Below are 18,229 nucleotides of genomic sequence, written 5' to 3'. Positions count from 1 at the left end.
GAGAAACGGCCGCCGCGTCGCAGGTCTGGGCGGCCACGTCGCCGGCCAGCCCAGCTCTCCGCCGGAGCCCGCAGCCACCTGCGCCGGGCCTGCGTTTCGGCGGGCTCCACCGGCCGGCAGGCCACGGAGGTGATCGTGGGACGCCTGACCGGTCGTAAGGCCGCGAACGCCAAGCTGCCCTACGCGGGCAATCACATCAGCCTCGGCCGACGGGACGGAATCCTGCAGATGGTCGACGACGGAGCGCGGGCGAAGCCGAAGTGCATGGGCGGCCGGGAGGCCGTGCGGATCAAGGCGGGCCTCCTCGGCATCTCGCTGTGGGGCGTCTCGCACCCGGCCTTCGGCCTGCCCAGGCGCAAGCGCCGCCTCGCCGCTGCGGAGACCCCGGCACTGCAACGCGCGATGTGCTCAACCTCGATGAAACTCGATGAAAGACGTGACCGGTTCCCCGGTCAGTTGCTCGAAGCCCCCGTCAGTACCGCTGAGCCTTGGCGATCCTGGGCGTCAGCACCGGCTCGACGGGCTTCCGGCTGATGGCCAGGGGCTGAGCCTTCTCCCCGGGGTCGAGATCCTGCGCGCCGACGATCCTGCTCTCCACCACCTTGCCGGAGGGATCGGTGAAGTCGACCTTGACGGCATACGACGCCTGCTTGTCGGAACGGTTGGTGATGTTGACGACCACGGCGAGGATCCCGCCGGTCTGAGCTTTCGGTTTTCCGGTCAGCGAGACGTCCGCTCTCGCGTTGCCACCGCCCGGCACCTTCTTCAGCTCGGCAGCGGCCGCCGCGTTGGCGCGGGCCGTTTCGGCCGAGACGGATGCCTCGAAGGCGGAGGCGGCAGCCGATGCCGACGAGGCCGCAGCGGACGCCGAGGCGCGGGCCGAAACCTCCGCGGAGGCCAGGGCGGACGGCGGCGTGCCGGTGAAGGACGACGTGTCAGGCGGTGTCGGGCGTGGGCTGAAGGGTGAACTGCTCGCACCCTCGCCCTCGCCCTCGCCGCACGAAGTGAGGGTGGCCACGCCAGCTGTGGTCGTGACCAGCACCAGGGTGACCGCGGCGAGCCGCTGCTTGCTCGCCGGACCTCTCGTGCGTCTGGTCACGAGGTCTTTCCTTCCGCGAGGGGACTGTCCAGGCACGGGCAGGGTCCTACTGAGTGCCGGCGAGCTGCTCCGCAAGCTCTCTCTCGTCCTGTTCCGCGAGCGACGTCTTGAGGACGGTTCCGCCGTAGGGCTGCATGGCAGCGGCGAACTTGTCCTCGGTGATCTTCGAAGCCATGATCACGACGGCAGCGGAGCCGGGCTTGAGGAGAGACTGGACTTTTTCCCGGAAGCTGTTGTCGACACCCATTTGGCTCAGCTTGCCGAAGAGCCCACCGAGCGCGGCGCCCACCACTCCGATACCTGGCGTGAGGATGAGCATCCCGAAGACCAGGCCCCACAGAGCACCCGCAGTGGCCGACTTGGCCACTTTCTCGCTCTTGGCGGGAGTGTCCACATGAGTCTCGCCGTCTTCGTCCACCGAGACGACAGCGAGCCCGTTGAGTTGGACGACGAGGTTGTTCTGCAGTTCCTGCACTGCCTTGAATGCCTTGGGCCGGGTGCCGGGGCGGCCGGCTCCATCCTCGCGTCCGGTGGCGGGACGGCACCCTCGATCACGTCGGTGTTCTGGCTCTGGACGCCGTCCGCCCCGGCGCGAGGTTCGTCGCGATCCGCACCGGTACCTGCGTACGGCCGTGGCGCCGACGGTCCGTACCCCGGACTGCCGGACTTCTCGGCCGTGTTCACGCAGGTGGTCGTCAATCGGTGACGAGGCCGTCCGGCGAGGACCGGGCGAGCCCGGCGAGCGTGCCGAGTGCCTGGGAGAGGACGTCGGGCTGCGGTGAGGCGAGCCCCAGCCGGATGGCGTTCGGGGCGTGGCCGCGGCCGACGGTGAACGCGGCGGCGGGCACCACGCCGATACCGTGCCGGGCCGCGGCGGCGACGAAAGTCTCCGCGCGCCACGGGCGGGGCAGCTGCCACCAGCAGTGGTAGGAGCGCGGATCGCTCTGCACGGCGAATCCGGCGAGATGCCGGGCCGCGATCTCCTGCCGTACCACCGCTTCCCGTTGCTTGGCCTCCACCAGCGCCTTCACGGTGCCGCCCTGCTGCCAGCGGTGGGCGGCCTCCAGGGCGAACCGCATGGGGGCCCAGCCGCCCGACCGCAGAGTGGAGAGGATGTCGCTCGCCCAGGCGTCGGGCGCCACCACGAAGCCGAGGGTCAGACCGGGTGCGATGCGCTTGGACAGGCTGTCGATCAGGACGGTGCACTCGGGGGCGTATGCGGCCAGCGGCGGGAGTTCATCGCGGAGGAAGGCCCAGACGGTGTCCTCGACCGCGGGAATCCCATGTCTCAACAGGACGTCGGCCAGCCGCTCGGTGCGCCGGGCGGGCATGGTGAGCGACAGCGGGTTGTGCAGCCTCGGCTGTACGTAGACGGCGTGCAGCGGGGCGGCGGCGTGGGCCTCCTCGACGGCCTCCGGGATCAGCCCCTCACCGTCCATGGCCAGCGGGACGAGGGTGATGCCGAGCCGGGCGGCGACGGCCTTGACGACCGGGTAGGTGAGCTCCTCGACGCCGAGCCGGGCGCCCGGCGGCACCAGGGCGGTGACGACGGCCGAGATCGCCTGCCGCCCGTTGCCCGCGAACAGGATCCGCGCCGGGTCCGGGCGCCAGCCGCCGCAGGAGAGTACGTCGGCGGCGGACTCCTGGACGGCCGGGAGGCCGGACGCGCCGACCGGTCGCAGAGCGCACCCGAGGGCATCGGGCCGCAGCAGCCCGCCGAGTCCTTCGGCGAGGAGCTCGTTCTGCCCGGGTGCGACCGGGTAGTTGAGCTCCAGGTCGATACGGCTGCCGGCGGGTTCGGTGAGCGCGGGGGCGGAGGCCGCGGGCTCCGTGGGCGCCGCGCGGACGAAGGTGCCGCGTCCCACCTCACCCACCGTCAGGCCCCGGCGGGCCAGTTCCCGGTACACGCGCGTGGCGGTGGAGCCGGCGATGCCGTGCTGCCGCGCGAACTCGCGTTGCGGGGGGAGCCGGTCGCCGGGCCGGAGGGTGCCGGCTTCGATTTCCTCGGCCACCGTGTCGGCGACGCTCTGGTAGTTCCTCACGGCTCTCCCGCTGTCCAGGTGGCTCTCGTCCCGGCGTCCCATCCAACCACCATATTGCACCGAGAGCAATGTGTGTATTGCATTGAGTAATTGCTCGCAATAGACTCGGTTCATTCCTGCGGAAGGGGGCGGCGGACCGGTCGGACGCTGCCCGGCGCCACCCCGACGAGGAACCGCGGCAAGTGGCGGAGGGGTTCGGACAGGCCGCCGAGGTGTGACAGGGGACGGTGGCACCGCACAACACCGGATGAGGCGTTTTCATGGTTGAACTGAGCGGGATCCTCGGCGTGATGACGGTGGCCCTCGGCATGGTGCTCACCCCCGGACCGAACATGATCTACCTGGTCTCCCGCAGCATCACCCAGGGCAGGCGTGCCGGGATGATCTCCCTCGGCGGTGTGGCGCTCGGCTTCATGGTGTACCTGCTCGCCGCGAACCTGGGCCTGTCGGTCGCCTTCGCCGCCGTACCCGAGCTGTACTTCGCGGTGAAGCTCGCGGGCGCCGCGTACCTCGCCTACTTGGCCTGGAACGCCCTCAAGCCGGGTGGCGTCTCCGTTTTCACCCCACAGGACGTGCCGCACGACTCACCGCGCAAGCTGTTCACGATGGGGCTGATGACGAACCTGCTCAACCCGAAGATCGCCATCATGTACCTCTCACTCATTCCCCAGTTCATCGACCTGGACAAGGGCCACGTCCTTCTCCAAGGCATCGTTCTCGGCTCGGTCCAGATCGTCGTCAGCGTCGCGGTCAACCTCGCCGTCGTCCTGGCGGCCGGCGCGATCGCCGTCTTCCTCACCCGCCGCCCCTCCTGGCTCAAGGTGCAGCGCTACATGATGGGCACCGTGCTGGGCGCGCTCGCCGTCTCGCTGGCCGTCGACACCTCGGGTCCGTCCAAGGCGAGCTGACGGTAAGCCAGCAGGGATTTGCACCGGGGGCGTGTGGACGGCAACGGCCGTGAACCGCTCTGCGGAAGCCCGTCTTCCTGGCCACGCCGTTCCCCACCTCCGGGCGTTCGACGGACCGGGAAGGAACGGCAGCCAGAACTGCTCGGTGAGCGGGACGCTCGTTGTCGCCGAGGCCGGCTGCGGGATGTACCTCCGCCTGGTCGTCACCGGCGAATGTGCCGGGCAGGCCCGGCTCGACGACCGCGTGACGGGGGTGGCTTGTCGCCCGGGCCGGACTTTTACGGCTGGTGCGCTGCTCTCTGGGCGTAATTCTGCGGGGAACGGACCCGTCCCCGCACACCAGTGTCAAACTGCACGTATGAACGAGTCCGTGAAGGGTCCCGCCAGTTACTTTCCGTCGATCGAGCAGAAGTACGGTCGTCCGATCGCGGAGTGGAAGGACCTCATCCGATCATCGCCGCTGACCAAGCACATGGAACTGGTCGCCTGGCTCAAGACCGAGCACGGCCTCGGGCACGGCCATGCCAACGCGCTGGTCGCGCACACCCTCGCGGAGGACAGCGGCAAGTGAGCGGTCGTCATCCGGTGCGCCGGTGCGTTCCCGGCGCGCCGGCACCGATGCCGCCGCCGTCCTCCGCAACGGGCAGACGCCCGTCGGCGGACCTCAGTCCGGTCATCGCCTCTTCCATCGCGTGGTGCGCGGCGAACAGGCACGGCGTGCTGTAGATCGCCACGTCGACCCCGAGCCCGGCCAGCTCGGTGAGTGACAGACGTGGTGACTTGCCGCCCGCGATCTGGTTGAAGAGCAGCGGTTTGCTGCCGATGACGTCCCGGATCCGGCGCCGGTTGCGGCAGATCACCCCAAAGGTGCCGCGACACCACCCCTGCTTCTCCCGGCCCGGCCCCGTCGGCGGCCGGCCCCGGCCGCTCCGCTAGCCATCGAGGTCGTTCGCTCCCGGATCGATCACCTCGTCCAGTACCTTCCGCACCGCCTCGTACGCGGCGGCGAAGATCTCTGCCGCCGGAGCGTCCCGGGAACCGCCCGCCTCGACGGTGTCCGACCGGGCCCGCCAGTGCTCTTCCTGCTGCCCGGCCCAGTCACGAGCCCTGCGCACACGTCGCAGGAGTTCATCCGCGTCCACGACATCGGTCATGTGCGGAACCTACCCACCCGACGCCCTCGAAGCACCAGTGTTCTTCGGCCACCCGGGCGGACGCGCGGACGGCACCCGTTCGGAGGCACGCTGGAGGCGATGCGGGCGCTTACGGGTACTCGACCGGGCATGCCCCCGAAACCCGGTGTGCCGCACGACGGCCGCCCCGCGCAGCACGGACGCCGGCTCCCGCGACTCCAACGGCGACTGCGGGCCTCGGTCCTCGCGCTCACCTGGGCCCGGGGACGCGAGGTGGAACTCATGCACCGTGCCATGGGTTTCGCGGCACTGAGTTTCCTCACCCTGGTGCCGCTGCTGATCGTCGTCGCCGCGGCCGACCTCGCGAGCGGGCGCGGCTTCGCCCGGTGGATCGTGGCGGGGCTCGGCGTGTCCGAGAGGTCGCAGGAGGAGGTGAAGGAACTGTTCGGCCGGCCGGGCCAGGCGCTGCAGCAGACAACGGCGCTCGGTCTCGCCGCGCTGGCCGCTTTCGGGGTGACGTTCGGATCCGCCGTGCAGACCGGGTACGAGCGCGTGTGGGACCTGCCGACGACGCGGTGGCACACGATGTGGCGTCATGTCGTCTGGCTGGCCGGGCTGGTGGCCGCCCTGCTGCTCTTCGTCATGACGCCCGCTCCCGACGAGTCGCCCGTGGTCGCGACGGTACTGGTCGTCGGCGGTGACCTCATCGGCTTGTTCTTCTTCTTCTGGTGGTCGCAGCGGTTCCTGCTCTGCGGCCGGATCCGCTGGCGCGCGCTCGCGCCGGGGGCCGTGGCGACGGCGGTGGGGCTACTGGGGCTGCGGATCTTCAGCCAGTTCGTCTTCTCGCCGCTGATCGCGTCGAACGCGGTGACGTACGGCCCGATCGGGACCGTGCTGGTTCTCCAGTCCTGGCTGGTGGGAGTGGGATTCGTCGTGTACGGCGGGGCGATGGTCGGGCGGCTGGTCCACGAACGGCGAGTACGGCGCACGCGGGCCCCGGGGCCCGGAGAGCCGGACTGACGGCCCCCGCCCCGCGTACGAAGCGCACGGGGAGGGGGCCCGGGCGAGCCGCCCGGGCCGGCTCCCGGCCCATGGCGGCGGGCGGGTCCCACGCCGCGGACCTGCGCCGGGCGCCGATCCCCACCGCCCTGTGCTTCCACGGGGCAAAGGACTGGCCGTACGGCGAGGTCCTCGACCACCTCCCCTTCGCCGCCGGGGGCCGGATCGCCGCAGCGGTCCCGCTCACGGACGGCCGGCGGGGCCGGTCACGACGGATGGTCGGCGGGGCCGGTCACGACGGACGGCAGGCGGCCGGGCCGGGCCGACGGCGACCGCCTCCGGCCTCCTCGTTCACACGCCGCCGCCCTTGTTCCCCTCCGGCCCGGCTGTTCGCGGCGACGCGTGCTGCAAGCGCTCGATCATCCGCGACGCCTCGGCCTTCGTGAGGTTCTGCGGAACCTCCTCGTGCGCCTCGCGGGCCAGGGTGTGCAGGTAGCTCAGCTGCGCGCCGGTGGCCGGCTCGTCACCGGTCACCCACTCCTCGACGTCCTTCTCCGGGTCCTGTTCGCTCATGTCCGGTCCACTACCCCGCATCCCCTGCCGGGCTCCCGCCACGGGCGGGTCCCGCTCCGTACGGCGCAACGCGGGTGCCCCGTTCGGCGCAGACCCAGGTCCGGAAGGAGAAACAGAGGGGCTGGTCGCCGGTTTCGTCAGCAGGGCGACGAGGGGAAGGCAAGGGCCGGTTTCCGTGCCGTACGTACGGTCAGCGGTGTGCAGGGGCTGCGGCGGGCCGAGCCCACGACCGCGACGGTGCCGCGCACCGCACCCCCGGGCGCCACCTATGGTGCTGAGGTCTTCTCTCACGGAGGGCTCGGCACCATCGCGGTCGCTCCGGTGCTCTCCCTCATCGGTGCAGCCGCACGGCAGGCCGCGACAGAGCAAGGAAAACGACCGACCATGAAACTGAATCAGGCCATACGCTCCGCCGCGCCGGTCACCGCGGTCGCGGCCGGCTTCCTCGCGACGCTCATCGGGGTCACCAGCTCCGTGGCCATCGTCCTCACCGCCGCCAGGGCCGCGGGCGCGGACACCGCCCAACTCGACTCCTGGGTGCTCGCGCTCGGCGTGGGGATGGGCATCACGTGCATCGGCCTGTCGCTGCGCCACCGCGCGCCGGTGGTCACGGCGTGGTCCACCCCCGGCGCCGCCCTGCTGGCGACCAGCCTGCACGGGGTGACCATGGCGGAGGCCGTGGGCGCGTTCCTCTTCTCGGCCGCCTTGATCACGCTCAGCGGAGTGACCGGCTGGTTCGAGCGGATCATGGACAGGATCCCGGTGGCCCTGGCGTCCGCGCTGCTCGCCGGAGTGCTCGTACAGTTCGGCACCGGACTGTTCGGTCAGATGGAGGACAACTTCCTCGTCGTCTTCACCATGTTCGCCGTCTATGTGACAGGCAAGCGGTGGCTCCCGCGGTACGCGGTCATCGTGGCCCTCGTGGCCGGTGTGATGGCGACCGGCGTACAGGGATCGTGGAAACTCGGTGGATTCCACGCCTCGCTGGCCGCACCTTCCTTCGTACGCCCGGAGTTCTCCTGGCAGGTACTGATCGGTGTGGGCCTTCCCCTCTTCGTGGTCACCATGGCGTCGCAGAACCTGCCGGGCGTCGCCGTACTGCGTAACGCCGGATACGACACCCCCGTCTCGCCCCTGCTCACCTGGACGGGCTGCGTCAACTTCCTGCTGGCCCCCTTCGGCTGCTTCGGGCTCAACCTGGCCGCGATCACCGCGGCGATCTGTACGGGAGAAGAAGCGCACCCGGACCCGCGCAAGCGCTACATGGCCAGTGTCTGGGCCGGCGTCTTCTACCTGCTGATCGGCGTATTCGGCGGCGCCGTGGGATGGCTGCTCACCGCCATGCCCCAGGCGCTGGTGCTGGGCATCGCGGGAATCGGTCTCCTCGGCACGATCGGCAGCTCCCTCACGTCCTCGCTCGCGGACGTGAACATGCGCGAGCCCGCTGTCGTCACCTTCCTGGCCACGGCCTCCGAGTTCACCCTGCTCGGCATCGGATCCACCTTCTGGGGCCTGTGCGCCGGCGTACTGACCGCCGTGGTGGCCGGCCGGCGGCGGAGGCCGGACAGGACCGCTCCCGTACAGCAGCGGCCGGAGGAGGCAGAGGGCGCCAGGGCGTAGCGGACCCGTCGGCTCGGCCGGCCCCCGCCGGCGCCTTGCCCGGCTGGACCGGCGGACCTGCGGGTGGTTCCGGCCCGGCCGTTCGGCCGGTGTCCGGCTGCCCGTTGCCGTGCAGAGGGGACGGGCGTCATGGTGTGCGGCCGCGTCCTGTGAGAACGGTCCATCGGCCGTGGGCTGTTGCTCCCGTGCGCCTATCCTGCACACATGACGATCTTGGCGAAAACCGTTCCTCAGCCCCTCCGCGGTGAGGGGTGGGAGGAGCCCGTGACACTTCCTCCGGCCGGGGGAGCACCGCAGCTGTGGCTGGTACGGGCAGCCGAGTTCAAGGAAGTCGCGACGGCCCGGGCCGGTGTGCTGGACGCCGCGGAGACGGCCCGGGCGGAGGCGTTCCGCAGGGCCGGGGACCGGGACACGTACGTCGCGGTGCACGTCGCGCTGCGCATGCTGCTCAGCCGCTACCTGGACACCGAACCCCAGGACATACCCCTGATCCGGCTGGACTGCCCGTCGTGCGGCGGGCCGCACGGCCGGCCGGCCGTGAAGGGGCAGCCGGTCCACTTCTCGCTCTCGCACAGTGCCGGTCTCGGGCTGCTGGGGTTCGCCGCAACCCCTGTCGGCGTGGACGTGGAGGAGGTTCCGCAACCCGGGACCGTCGAGGAGATCGCGGCCATGCTGCATCCGCGGGAGACCGCGGAACTGGCCGGGTACGAGGACGCCGACCGGCCCCATGCGTTCGCCCGGGCCTGGGCACGCAAGGAGGCGTACCTGAAAGGGCTGGGCACCGGGCTTGCGCGCGGCCTTTCCACCGACTACCTGGGCACGGCACAAGTCCCCGGGGCCGACCTCCCGGGCTGGCGGATCGGCGACGCCGATGTGGGCGAGCACCACGCGGCGGCCGTCGCCGTACGCCACTGACGGCCAAGGACGCGATGGCCGTGACGAGGCAGCGCCCAAGGAAACCGTCCGGGCGGGGCGGCTGACGGAACGTCTTCGACCGGTCCGGCGCCGTCGACGGGCACGGCGGGGAATACCCTCCCGCCCCTGTTTCGCTGAACGCCACCACCAGACCACGCAAGAACCTGCCGTGACCACGGCGCCCAGTTGAAAGGCCCCCCCGTGACCCAGCCCGCCAGCACTCCGACCGTCGAGCGCAACGATGCCGGACACCGTTACGAGATCCTGCTCGACGGTACGGCCGCCGGCCTGACCGCATACCGCGACCGCGGCGATCAGCGCGTCTTCTGCCACACGGAGATCGACGACGCCTTCGCCGGCCGGGGCCTGGCCTCGCACCTCGTGCGGCAGGCGCTCACCGACGTCCGCGCCTCGGGGAAGCGCATAGTGCCGGTCTGCCCCTACGTGGCCAAGTACCTCCAGAAGCACGACGAGTTCAGCGACATCACCGACTCCGTGACCCCCGACGTGCTGCGGTGGCTCCGCACGGAGCTCGGCTGATCGCTCCCCGCGCAAGGACGGCCGTCGGCCGGGCTGGGGCCTGGGGAACGCCGCCACGCACGAGCGCCTGGTACGTGAGCTCGCCCTCGGCACGGACGCCGCCGTGGTCTTCGTGGAGTACGGCCGTGCCCCTGAAGCACGGTATCCGGTGGCCGTCGAGCAGTGCTGCGCGGTCGCGAAGCGGATCTGCGAGCGAGGCGGCGAGACCGGTCTGGACGGAAGCCGGATGGCCGCGGTGGGCGAATCGGCGGGAGGCAATCCGGTTGCGGGACTGACTCCGCTCGCCAAGGAGCGGGGAGAGGTGCGACTGGTGCAGCAGGTGCTGTTCTGCCCCGTCACCGACGCCCGCTTCGACACCCCCTCGTACCGGCAGTCCGCCCGGGGCCACTTCCTCACCCGGGAGACCATGCCCGCAACGGAACGCCCGGCGGATTACGCCCCGGACGCCCGCCATTCGGCCGCGTAGTCGTCGAAGATCGCTCGCAGGTGGTGACCGATCTTCAGGTAGTCGAGGTCGTCCAGGTTGGCGAGGGAGACGCGGACCGACCACTCGGGGCCGTCGAACCCGCCGCCGTTGAGGAGGACCACATGGGTCTGTTCGGCCAGGCGGAAGAGAGCGTCGACGGGTTCGTACTCCTTCCGCAGGAAGGCCGCGAAGTCCTTGCCGTGGACACGCTCGGCCTCGGCCAGCAGGTCGAGTTCGACGTAGTAGCCCGCGCGCCCGGGGTCGTCCGCGATCCGCATCCGGGCGCCTTCGAGCAGCAGGCCGAGCCGCTGCCGCACGATGGCACGGACCTTGTGCTTGTACGCCTGTCCTTCGTCCACCATGCCGAACAGGGAGAACACGGTCATCATCACCTGTTGGGGCAGGGAGAGCCCCGCCGTGTGGTTCAGGGCGACCTGACGGGAGTCCGCGACCAGGCGGTCGATGAACCTGATCTTCCCGGGCTCCAGGCTGAGGGTGCCGTACCGCTTGTCGAGGCGGTCCTTCGTCTCCCGCGGGAGACGGGCGATCATCTCGTCGATGACGTTGTCGTCGTGCAGGCCGATGACACCGAGCCGCCAGCCGGTCGCGCCGTAGTGCTTGGAGTACGAGTAGACGAGCAGGGTGTTGCGGGGCAGGTCCGCGGCGATGGAGCGGAAGCCCTCGACGAAGGTGCCGTACACGTCGTCGGTGACGATCATCAGGTTCGGGTTCTTCGTCGCGACGATGTCCCTGATCTGGCCCATGACCCGGTCGCTGAGCGCCAGTGACGGCGGATTGGAGGGGTTGACCAGGCAGACGAGCTTGACCGAGGGGTCTTCGAGCTTGGCGACCTCCTCGGCGGGGTAGCGCCACTCGCGCACGCCGACCTCGGTGAACAGGTCGGCGCTGACGTGCACGACGTCGAACTCGTACGTGTCGAGTTCGGGGATCTCGATGTACGGCGTGAACACGGGGACCATCAGCGCGATCCGGTCGCCCTTCTCCAGCAGCCCGTTCTTCATCAGCGAGTCGAAGACGTAACACATCGCCGCCGTGCCGCCCTCGGTCGCGAACAGGCTCAGCCGGTTGTTCCCGGGCGGCCGCCCGTCGAACAGCTCGTCGGCGAGGTACGCCCGGACGACCTTCTCGGCGTGCGTCAGCATCCGGTCCGGAACCGGGTAGTTGTCCGCGGTGATGGAGTCCGTGAGCTCGTGGACGAAGGCGTCCTTGTCGAAGCCGAACCGTTCGAGCCCGTACCGCACGCACGTGTCCAGCAGCTCGATGCCGGGCAGGCCCGGGTGCTGCCGCACGAAGGCGTCGAAGCGGGCGCCCGCTCCCTGCCTCTCCGGCATGCCGCCCAGGTTGTCCGCCGTCCAGACCCTGCGCGACTCCGACAGGGCGAAGTAACCGAGCGCGTAGAACGCCTCGCGCGGCCCGGTCGCCACCCAGTTGGGGTTGCCGCGGCCGGCGTTGAGCATCTGGACGCCGGACTTGTCCTTCTGTCCGGGCTCGTCCTCCTGGGTGACCTGGGCGAGCTGGATGAACTTGTCCTTCAGCTCGAAGGGCGAGAGCCGCGCGAGGGACTGGATCTCCTCGCGCGAGAAGCTGGTCTTGGGCATGGGCTTTCCTCTGTGGCTCGTACGCGGGACACGGGTCAGTGCTGGAGAAGGACGATGACGGCGCCCCAGACGGTCAGCAGGACGTTGCCGACGGCGTACGGGACGGTGTAGCCGAGCGTCGGGATCTGGGACCGGGACGCCTCGTTGACGGCGCCGATCGCGGCCGTGGTGGTCTGCCCGCCGGCCAGGACGCCCATCAGGACCGGGAAGCGGATCTTCTGGATGTGGTGCCCCACCAGGAAGCCGACGACCAGCGGGACGACGGTCGCGACGGCGCCGAAGAGCAGCAGCCCCCAGCCGGCCTCCGCCAGGCCCGAGGTGAAACCGGGCCCGGCGTTGACACCGACCACGGCGACGAAGAGGCAGAGACCGAAGGTGTCCATGAACCACTGGGCGCCCGGCGGGACGTTGCCGTACGTCGGGTACTTGCCGCGGATCCAGCCGAAGACCAGGCCCATGATGAGCGCGCCGCCGGAGGTGGAGAGGCTGATCGGGACCCCGGAAACGGTCAGGGCGGGGATGCCGACGCAGCCGCCGAGGAAGATGCCGAGGCCGACCCAGGTCATGTCGGTGGCGAAACTGGTCGGAACAGGCTTGCCGATCTCCTTCGCGGCGGGGTCGACGAGGCGCTTCGGGCCGGTGAGGACGACCGTGTCGCCGCGCTCCAGCTCGGTGGACAGGCGGTGGGGGAACTCGGAGCCGGACCGGTAGAGCCGGTCGACGAAGACGCCGGCCATGAACGGCTCGCGGCGCAGTGCGGCGATCGTTCTGCCGAGGTGTGCCTTCTCGGACACGACGACGTGCATGGATTCGGTCCGGTAGCCGAGAAGTTCCACGTCGTCGCTCTCGTCACCGATGTGCGTACGGGGGTCGAACTCCACGAGGTCGTGGCGCAGGGCCGACACGGCGACCACGTCGCCCTCGCGCAGGGTGGTCCGCTGGGTGTGGTCGATGATCGCGCCGTCCCGTCTGACCCGTGTGATGTAGATGCGGCGGCCGAGTTCCCTCTGCTGGTGCTCGAAGTCGTCGATGGTGCGTCCCGCCAGGTCCGGGCGCTGGACGGTGTGGGCGCGCAGGACCACTTCGTAGTACCCCTCACCGAGGTCGGGGTTCTCGTCGGGGGAGTCGAGCTCCTTGGCGAGCACGGCGGACTCGGCGGCGAGGTCCCGGCGGTAGAGCCGGGGCAGGACGCCGGCGAGCAGGACGGCGCAGAGGACGGTGCCGAGCGGATACGTCACCGCGTAGCCGACCGGGACCAGGTTCTCCTCGGTCTTCAGCCGGCCCGGGGTGAAGCCGGGCAGGGAGCCGATGGCGTCCTGGGCGACACCGATGACGGCGGACTGGGTGAGCGCGCCGCCGAGCAGGCCGGCGGAGAGTCCGGGCCCGTAGCCGAGCACCGTCGCGAAGCCCCAGCAGACGAGCAGACCCGTCACGCAGACCACGACCGCGTTGATCGCCTGAGGCAGGCCGTCCTTCTTCAGGCCCCGGAAGAACTGCGGGCCGACCCGGTAGCCGAGGGCGAACAGGAACATGATGAAGAAGAGGCTCTTCACCGTGTCGTCGATCTCGACCTCGAACTGGGCGCCGAGCACCAGGCCCGCGACCAGGCAGCCGGTGACCGTGCCCAGCGCGACGGCCCTGTAGCGGATCCTCCCGAGGAGGAAGCCGAAGGCGACGGTGATGAAGGCCAGCAGTTCGGGGTGGGGCTGGAAGATGTTCCGGTCGAGGAAGTCGATCACATCGGGGCCCTTCCCTAGGCGCCGAGAATGCCGACCAGGACGGGACCGGTCAGCGGCAGCAGGAAGTTGGAGAGGGTGTAGGTGATCGTGTACCCGAGGAGCGGCACCGTGCTCTGGGCCGTCTGGCTGATCGCGGTGATGGCCGGGGTCGAGCACTGCTGACCCGCGATGGCCCCGATGAGCAGCGGTTTCTCGATCTTCAGCAGTTTCAGGCCGACGACCAGCGAGAGGGTGGCGGGGATCAGGACCATCGCCACGCCCGCGAACGGGAGCAGGGCTCCGTACTCCTTCAGGAGCGGAGCGGCCTGAGGGCCGGAGGTGAGGCCCGTGCAGGCGATGAAGACGGCCAGCCCCATGTCCTTGAGGGTGGTCGCCGCCTGGGGCGGGAAGGCGCCGAAGGTCTGTCTGCGGGAGCGGAACCAGCCGAAGACCAGTCCGGAGATCAGGCAGCCGCCGCCGGTACCGAGGGAGAGCGGGATGTCGCCGAGATGGACGACGACCTGGCCGAGCAGGGAGCCGGCGACGATGCCCAGGCCGAGGTAGACGAAGTCGGTGGCGTCGTTGTTGACGACCGCCCCGATCTTCTTCACCAGCCGGTCCAGCCCGGAGCGGGCGCCCACCAGGCTGAGTACGTCGCCGCGGCGCAGCACGGTGTCCCCGGACGCCGGCAGGTGCTGGTCGTTGCGCAGCACCTCGGTGACGTACACACCGGACTGCCCGAACTCGGGGTGCCGGCGGCGTACGGCGTCGATGGTGAGGCCGTCCGTCGCCTTCTCGGTGACGGCGACCTGCTTGGTGGCGAGCGGGGCGTCCATGCCGGGAATGCCGGGGGTCTCCGGGCCCAGCTGCCGGCCCGCCGTGATGACCTCGCTCCGGCGGCCGACGAGCAGGACCAGGTCGGACAGCGAGAGTTCGAGGCCGGGCCCGGGGGTGAGCATCCTGCTGCCGCGCTTGACCGCCTCGACGGTGACCAGGCCGCCCCGGGCGGACTGCAGCTCCCCGACCGTCATCCCGTCGCCGGCCGTCACCGCGTACGTACGGCCGACCATGCCCGGCAGGGCTTCCCGCTCGTCCTCCTCCAGCGCGCCCTCGCCGCCCCGCATCTTCTCCCACAGTTCACGGGACGCCTCGCGCAGGTCGATCCGCAGCATCATCGGCATGATCTGGCTGGAGTACAGCACGATCGTGATCAGGCCGAAGAGGTAGCAGACGGTGTACGCGGTGGCCACGTTGCCCTGGTACTCGGTGACCTGGCCGGGGGTCAGGCCGGCCAGCTTGCCGATGGCCTCGGTCGCCGTACCGACCACGGCGGATTCGGTGGCGGCGCCGGCGAGGATGCCGGACGCCGTACCGACGTCCAGGTCGAACGCCTCCGCGAGGAGGAGCGCGATCGAGACCACGCACACCAGCTCGATCAGGCACAGCACGCCGAACCTGAGCCCCTTGCGGTTGAGGTTGGCGAAGAACTGGGGCCCGCCCATGTACCCGAGGGAGAAGATGAACAGCGCGAAGAACACCGTCTTCACGTCGTCGGCCACCTTCACCTCGGACCAGGCTCCCACCAGGAGCGCCACGATCAGCGTCCCGGCGATGCCGCCCAGCGTGATCGGGCCGATGCGCAGTTTGCCGACGAGGTACCCGGCTGCGAGGCAGAGGAAGAGGGCGAGCTCTGGATGAGCGCGCAGTACACCCATGGCACCTCGGTATTTGTATGAGGCAGTCAAACTAAGACAATTCAGGAATGTAGCCGCCCCATGCCGGTCCCGCTCGCCGGGGAGCGGGCATGCCTCCGTTCGGCCCTGGCGGGGGAGACCTGCCAGGACCCTTCGCCCGGAGCGGAAAGAACCTCTCCGGGCGACGCGGACTCCGATGAGCCCGCTACGCGGCCGTCCGCGCGTCCAGGGCCTCAAGCAGCCAGTCGTGTGCGACTCCGGGGGTCGGTTCCGGCCGCCCGCCCGGCGGGGTGGCGACCTCGGCCACCAGTTCCCAGTACCGGTCGATCCGGGGATCGGAGGCGAGCTGCCCGGCCAGCAGGCGACGGAACTCCGGAGTGTCCCGGGTGCCGTAGACACTCGCGTACGCGGCGACGAAGCAGTCCAGCGCCTCACCCGGGGCCGGGGCCCGGTTCCGCCGCAGCTGCCCGCCCGCGAGCTCGTACGCCTCGGCCAGGCCCGCGTACAGCACGGCCGACCCGCGGCTGCCCGCGGTCTTGTGCGCCTCCGGCTGGCAGTGCTCCACGCTCCCGCACGGGCGGGCCGCCAGCGCGTACAGACGGGCGAAGGCCAGCACCTGCGCCGGGGACGGGTCGTCGGGCGGCTGCACCACTGCCACCTCCAGGAACGCGGCGGTGGCCCGGGCCGGCATCCGCGGCGGCAGCCAGGCGCGCCAGAACCGGGCCAGCGCCTCGGTGCTGGGCGGGGTGGTCACGGCGCCGATCAGCCGCAGCCGGTCGGCCCGCTCCCCGGGCGGGCACTCCTGCACCAGCCGCAGCCCCGCCTCCCGCCACCGCAGGGCCCTGAGCTGGGAGCCGAGCGTACGCAACTGCCCGGCGACGGCATCCTCCAGGACCCTGCCCGCCGCGTCCTCCTCGTCGAGAATCCGGTGCACCTCGGGAACCGGCAGGTCGAGGGTGCGCAGCGAACGGATCAGGCGCAGCCGGTCGAGCGCCTCCGGGCCGTAGCGGCGGTGTCCCCCCGCGCTGCGGGAAGCCTCCGGCAGCAGACCGCGGTCGGAGTAGAACCGGACGGTCTTGACGGTGACGCCCGCGTGCTCGGCGAGTTCGCCGATACTGCACAGGCCGTCGCGCGACGTGAACACTTGAATCTCCCTCAGGGGGAGTTCCTACCGTACCGGCGAGCGCGGACGGCCATCGGGCCAGGCTGCGGACGGCGTACTGAGGAGAGGTTCATGACCGCATTCATCCTGGTGCCGGGCACGTTCACCGGCGCACACGTCTGGGAGGGCGCGGCGGCGCGACTGGCCGCGGCGGGCGCCGAGGTGCACACGCCGGACCTCACCGGACTCGGCGCGGGAAGCGGCCCCGCGCGTCCCGGCACGGACCTGGAGACACACATCGTGGACGTGCTGGCGGCGATCGACTCCGTCGACGCCGCAGCCGGGCGGGAGATCGTGCTGGTCGGCCACGACTACGGCATCCACCCGGTGCTGGGCGCCGCCGACCGGCGCGCGGAGCGCGTCTCCCGGATCGTCTACCTGGACGCCGGTATGCCGCAGGACGGGGTCCCGGCCCTGGCGGCGGTGCCCGACCAAACCCTGCGCGAGCAACTGGCCGAGCGCGCCGCGGGGGGCGGGGCGGCCGGCGAGCTGCCGCCCCCGGCCCGCGACGAGTGGCAGCGCTGGGGCAGCACCGCGGGCGTCCCCCGGGAGGCGCTGGACCGGCTCACCGCCCGCGCCGCGCCGCAGCCGCTGGGCACGCTGCTCCAGCCGCTCCGGCTGACCGGCGCGGTGGCCGCGGTGCCCGTCACCGGAGTGCTGTGCACCGGTAACGGTGCGGGCATCGAGATGCTCCAGATACGGGTGAACTTCGGCGACCCCGCCTTCGAGGCCCTGACCGGACCCCGCGTGACGTTCTTCGAACTCCCCACCGGGCACTGGCCGATGCTGTCCTGTCCCGAAGAGCTGGCGGAGGTCCTGCTGCGCGCCGCGGCGGGGGAGGGCCACCGGCTGAAGCCGGCCGGGACCACCGAACCGCCGCCGCACCTGCGGCCGTTCCTGCTGGACCTGCCCGAACCCGCCCGCGAGCGGACCGGGAACGTCGACCTGTACCTGCCCGCGGCCGAGGGCCCGCGGCCGGCGGTGGTCTTCGTGCACGGCGGCCCGGTGCCCGCCGGGGCGCGCCCGACCCCGCGGGAGTGGCCGGCCCTGACGGGGTACGCCCGGTACGCGGCCGGGCAGGGCGCGGTGGGCGTGACCTTCGACCACCGCCTCCACGACGTCACCGACTACGAGCGCGCCGCCGCGGACACGGCCGCCGCGGTGGAGCTGGTCCGGGCCGACCCGCGGGTCGACCCGGACCGGGTGGCACTGTGGTTCTTCTCGGGCAGCGGCCCGATGGCGGCGGACTGGCTGGAGGCGCCCCCGGCGTGGCTGCGCTGCCTGGCGGCCAGCTACCCGATCATGGCGCCGCTGCCGAACTGGGGGCTGCCCGAGGGGCGGTTCCGCCCGGCGGACGCGGTGGTGGCCGCGGGCGGCCTGCCCCTCGTGCTCACCCGGGCGGGACTCGAGATGCCCGAGATCGCCGCCACCGTCGCGGAGTTCCTGGCCGCGGCCGAGGACCGCGGAGCCGACGTGGAGGTGATCGACGTGCCGAACGGCCACCACAACTTCGAGGTGCTGGACCCGACCGACGAGTCGCGCGAGGCCGTGCACCGCGCGATGCGCTCGGTGCTGGCGCACCTGACGGCCTGAGACGGGCCGCTCCGACCGCCGTCCTCCGGGAGCCGCGCGAGAACCGCCCGAAGGCCGCCTTCCCCTTGCTCCTCGCGCTCCGCGCCGCCGCGCAGGGCTGATTCCCGCCACCGTGCCGGGAGACCGAGACGGGCCGCGGTCTCGCGGG

The 18,229-nt window shown here is 71.2% G+C and carries 18 protein-coding genes and 1 pseudogene; 9 read left to right on the top strand and 10 right to left on the bottom strand.

Annotation, left to right across the window (positions count from 1 at the left end; all coding sequences use genetic code 11):
- Nucleotides 1–135: 135 nt before the first annotated feature.
- Nucleotides 136–534 (top strand): hypothetical protein, encoded by a 399-nt coding sequence (locus ACWD0Y_RS13540; RefSeq protein ID WP_450260508.1) that lies wholly within the window; start codon nucleotides 136–138, stop codon nucleotides 532–534.
- On the opposite strand, the gene ACWD0Y_RS13535 is transcribed toward ACWD0Y_RS13540, so the two are convergent.
- The 3 genes from ACWD0Y_RS13535 to ACWD0Y_RS13525 form a co-directional block, all read right to left on the bottom strand.
- Entirely contained in the window at nucleotides 473–1,099 is a 627-nt protein-coding gene (locus ACWD0Y_RS13535) for a hypothetical protein (RefSeq protein ID WP_450260507.1), read from the bottom strand. The two genes, ACWD0Y_RS13540 and ACWD0Y_RS13535, sit on opposite strands and share 62 nt — an antisense overlap.
- 46 nt (nucleotides 1,100–1,145) lie before the next feature.
- The gene (locus ACWD0Y_RS13530; protein ID WP_450260506.1) at nucleotides 1,146–1,574 is read right to left on the bottom strand and encodes a DUF1269 domain-containing protein; all 429 of its coding nucleotides are present in this window, start codon (nucleotides 1,572–1,574) and stop codon (nucleotides 1,146–1,148) included.
- 220 nt (nucleotides 1,575–1,794) lie between these two features.
- Nucleotides 1,795–3,183: an aminotransferase-like domain-containing protein gene (locus ACWD0Y_RS13525; RefSeq protein WP_450260505.1), complete on the bottom strand. Its 1,389-nt coding sequence runs from the start codon at nucleotides 3,181–3,183 to the stop codon at nucleotides 1,795–1,797.
- 218 nt (nucleotides 3,184–3,401) lie between these two features.
- Here ACWD0Y_RS13525 and ACWD0Y_RS13520 point away from each other — a divergent pair, with 218 nt between their 5' ends.
- Together ACWD0Y_RS13520 and ACWD0Y_RS13515 are read left to right on the top strand one after the other, a co-directional pair.
- A complete protein-coding gene (locus tag ACWD0Y_RS13520; RefSeq protein ID WP_450260504.1) occupies nucleotides 3,402–4,049 on the top strand; it encodes a LysE family translocator in 648 nt (215 codons plus the stop codon).
- A gap of 358 nt (nucleotides 4,050–4,407) precedes the next feature.
- The gene (locus ACWD0Y_RS13515; protein ID WP_450260503.1) at nucleotides 4,408–4,620 is read left to right on the top strand and encodes a DUF4287 domain-containing protein; all 213 of its coding nucleotides are present in this window, start codon (nucleotides 4,408–4,410) and stop codon (nucleotides 4,618–4,620) included.
- Nucleotides 4,621–4,627: 7 nt separating this feature from the next.
- Here ACWD0Y_RS13515 and ACWD0Y_RS13510 read toward each other — a convergent pair.
- Together ACWD0Y_RS13510 and ACWD0Y_RS13505 are read right to left on the bottom strand one after the other, a co-directional pair.
- A pseudogene (locus ACWD0Y_RS13510) lies at nucleotides 4,628–4,891 on the bottom strand (isocitrate lyase/PEP mutase family protein); the annotation flags it as partial.
- Nucleotides 4,892–4,981: 90 nt separating this feature from the next.
- Nucleotides 4,982–5,203: a hypothetical protein gene (locus ACWD0Y_RS13505; RefSeq protein ID WP_450260502.1), complete on the bottom strand. Its 222-nt coding sequence runs from the start codon at nucleotides 5,201–5,203 to the stop codon at nucleotides 4,982–4,984.
- Between the two features lie 129 nt (nucleotides 5,204–5,332).
- Between ACWD0Y_RS13505 and ACWD0Y_RS13500 the strand changes: the two genes are divergently transcribed.
- Nucleotides 5,333–6,202: a YhjD/YihY/BrkB family envelope integrity protein gene (locus ACWD0Y_RS13500; RefSeq protein WP_450260501.1), complete on the top strand. Its 870-nt coding sequence runs from the start codon at nucleotides 5,333–5,335 to the stop codon at nucleotides 6,200–6,202.
- A 330-nt stretch (nucleotides 6,203–6,532) separates the two neighbouring features.
- Here ACWD0Y_RS13500 and ACWD0Y_RS13495 read toward each other — a convergent pair whose 3' ends face one another.
- Entirely contained in the window at nucleotides 6,533–6,754 is a 222-nt protein-coding gene (locus ACWD0Y_RS13495; protein ID WP_450260500.1) for a DUF3072 domain-containing protein, read from the bottom strand.
- A 384-nt stretch (nucleotides 6,755–7,138) separates the two neighbouring features.
- Between ACWD0Y_RS13495 and ACWD0Y_RS13490 the strand changes: the two genes are divergently transcribed.
- The 4 genes from ACWD0Y_RS13490 to ACWD0Y_RS13475 all read left to right on the top strand — a co-directional run bounded on the left by ACWD0Y_RS13490 (nucleotide 7,139) and on the right by ACWD0Y_RS13475 (nucleotide 10,295).
- A complete protein-coding gene (locus tag ACWD0Y_RS13490) occupies nucleotides 7,139–8,374 on the top strand; it encodes a benzoate/H(+) symporter BenE family transporter (protein WP_450260499.1) in 1,236 nt (411 codons plus the stop codon).
- A 264-nt stretch (nucleotides 8,375–8,638) separates the two neighbouring features.
- On the top strand, nucleotides 8,639–9,289 hold the full coding sequence (locus tag ACWD0Y_RS13485) for a 4'-phosphopantetheinyl transferase family protein (protein ID WP_450260498.1): 651 nt from the start codon (nucleotides 8,639–8,641) through the stop codon (nucleotides 9,287–9,289).
- 201 nt (nucleotides 9,290–9,490) lie between these two features.
- Nucleotides 9,491–9,829, top strand: a complete 339-nt coding sequence (locus ACWD0Y_RS13480; RefSeq protein ID WP_450260497.1) for a GNAT family N-acetyltransferase — start codon at nucleotides 9,491–9,493, stop codon at nucleotides 9,827–9,829.
- A 40-nt stretch (nucleotides 9,830–9,869) separates the two neighbouring features.
- Nucleotides 9,870–10,295, top strand: a complete 426-nt coding sequence (locus ACWD0Y_RS13475; protein WP_450260555.1) for an alpha/beta hydrolase fold domain-containing protein — start codon at nucleotides 9,870–9,872, stop codon at nucleotides 10,293–10,295.
- On the opposite strand, the gene ACWD0Y_RS13470 is transcribed toward ACWD0Y_RS13475, so the two are convergent.
- The 4 genes from ACWD0Y_RS13470 to ACWD0Y_RS13455 form a co-directional block, all read right to left on the bottom strand.
- Complete coding sequence (locus ACWD0Y_RS13470) at nucleotides 10,262–11,914, bottom strand: bifunctional aspartate transaminase/aspartate 4-decarboxylase (protein WP_450260495.1); 1,653 nt, start codon at nucleotides 11,912–11,914, stop codon at nucleotides 10,262–10,264. The two genes, ACWD0Y_RS13475 and ACWD0Y_RS13470, sit on opposite strands and share 34 nt — an antisense overlap.
- Nucleotides 11,915–11,949: 35 nt before the next feature.
- Complete coding sequence (locus tag ACWD0Y_RS13465; protein WP_450260493.1) at nucleotides 11,950–13,653, bottom strand: aspartate:alanine exchanger family transporter; 1,704 nt, start codon at nucleotides 13,651–13,653, stop codon at nucleotides 11,950–11,952.
- 14 nt (nucleotides 13,654–13,667) lie between these two features.
- The gene (gene aspT / locus ACWD0Y_RS13460) at nucleotides 13,668–15,347 is read right to left on the bottom strand and encodes an aspartate-alanine antiporter (RefSeq protein WP_450260491.1); all 1,680 of its coding nucleotides are present in this window, start codon (nucleotides 15,345–15,347) and stop codon (nucleotides 13,668–13,670) included.
- Between the two features lie 184 nt (nucleotides 15,348–15,531).
- On the bottom strand, nucleotides 15,532–16,470 hold the full coding sequence (locus tag ACWD0Y_RS13455; RefSeq protein WP_450260489.1) for a helix-turn-helix domain-containing protein: 939 nt from the start codon (nucleotides 16,468–16,470) through the stop codon (nucleotides 15,532–15,534).
- A gap of 90 nt (nucleotides 16,471–16,560) precedes the next feature.
- Between ACWD0Y_RS13455 and ACWD0Y_RS13450 the strand changes: the two genes are divergently transcribed.
- Nucleotides 16,561–18,081 (top strand): alpha/beta hydrolase, encoded by a 1,521-nt coding sequence (locus tag ACWD0Y_RS13450; protein ID WP_450260488.1) that lies wholly within the window; start codon nucleotides 16,561–16,563, stop codon nucleotides 18,079–18,081.
- The last annotated feature ends 148 nt before the right edge of the window (nucleotides 18,082–18,229 follow it).

Source organism: Streptomyces altiplanensis, assembly GCF_053591575.1.
Note: the sequence above shows the minus strand (reverse complement) of the source record. Positions and strands in the feature narration are given on the sequence as shown.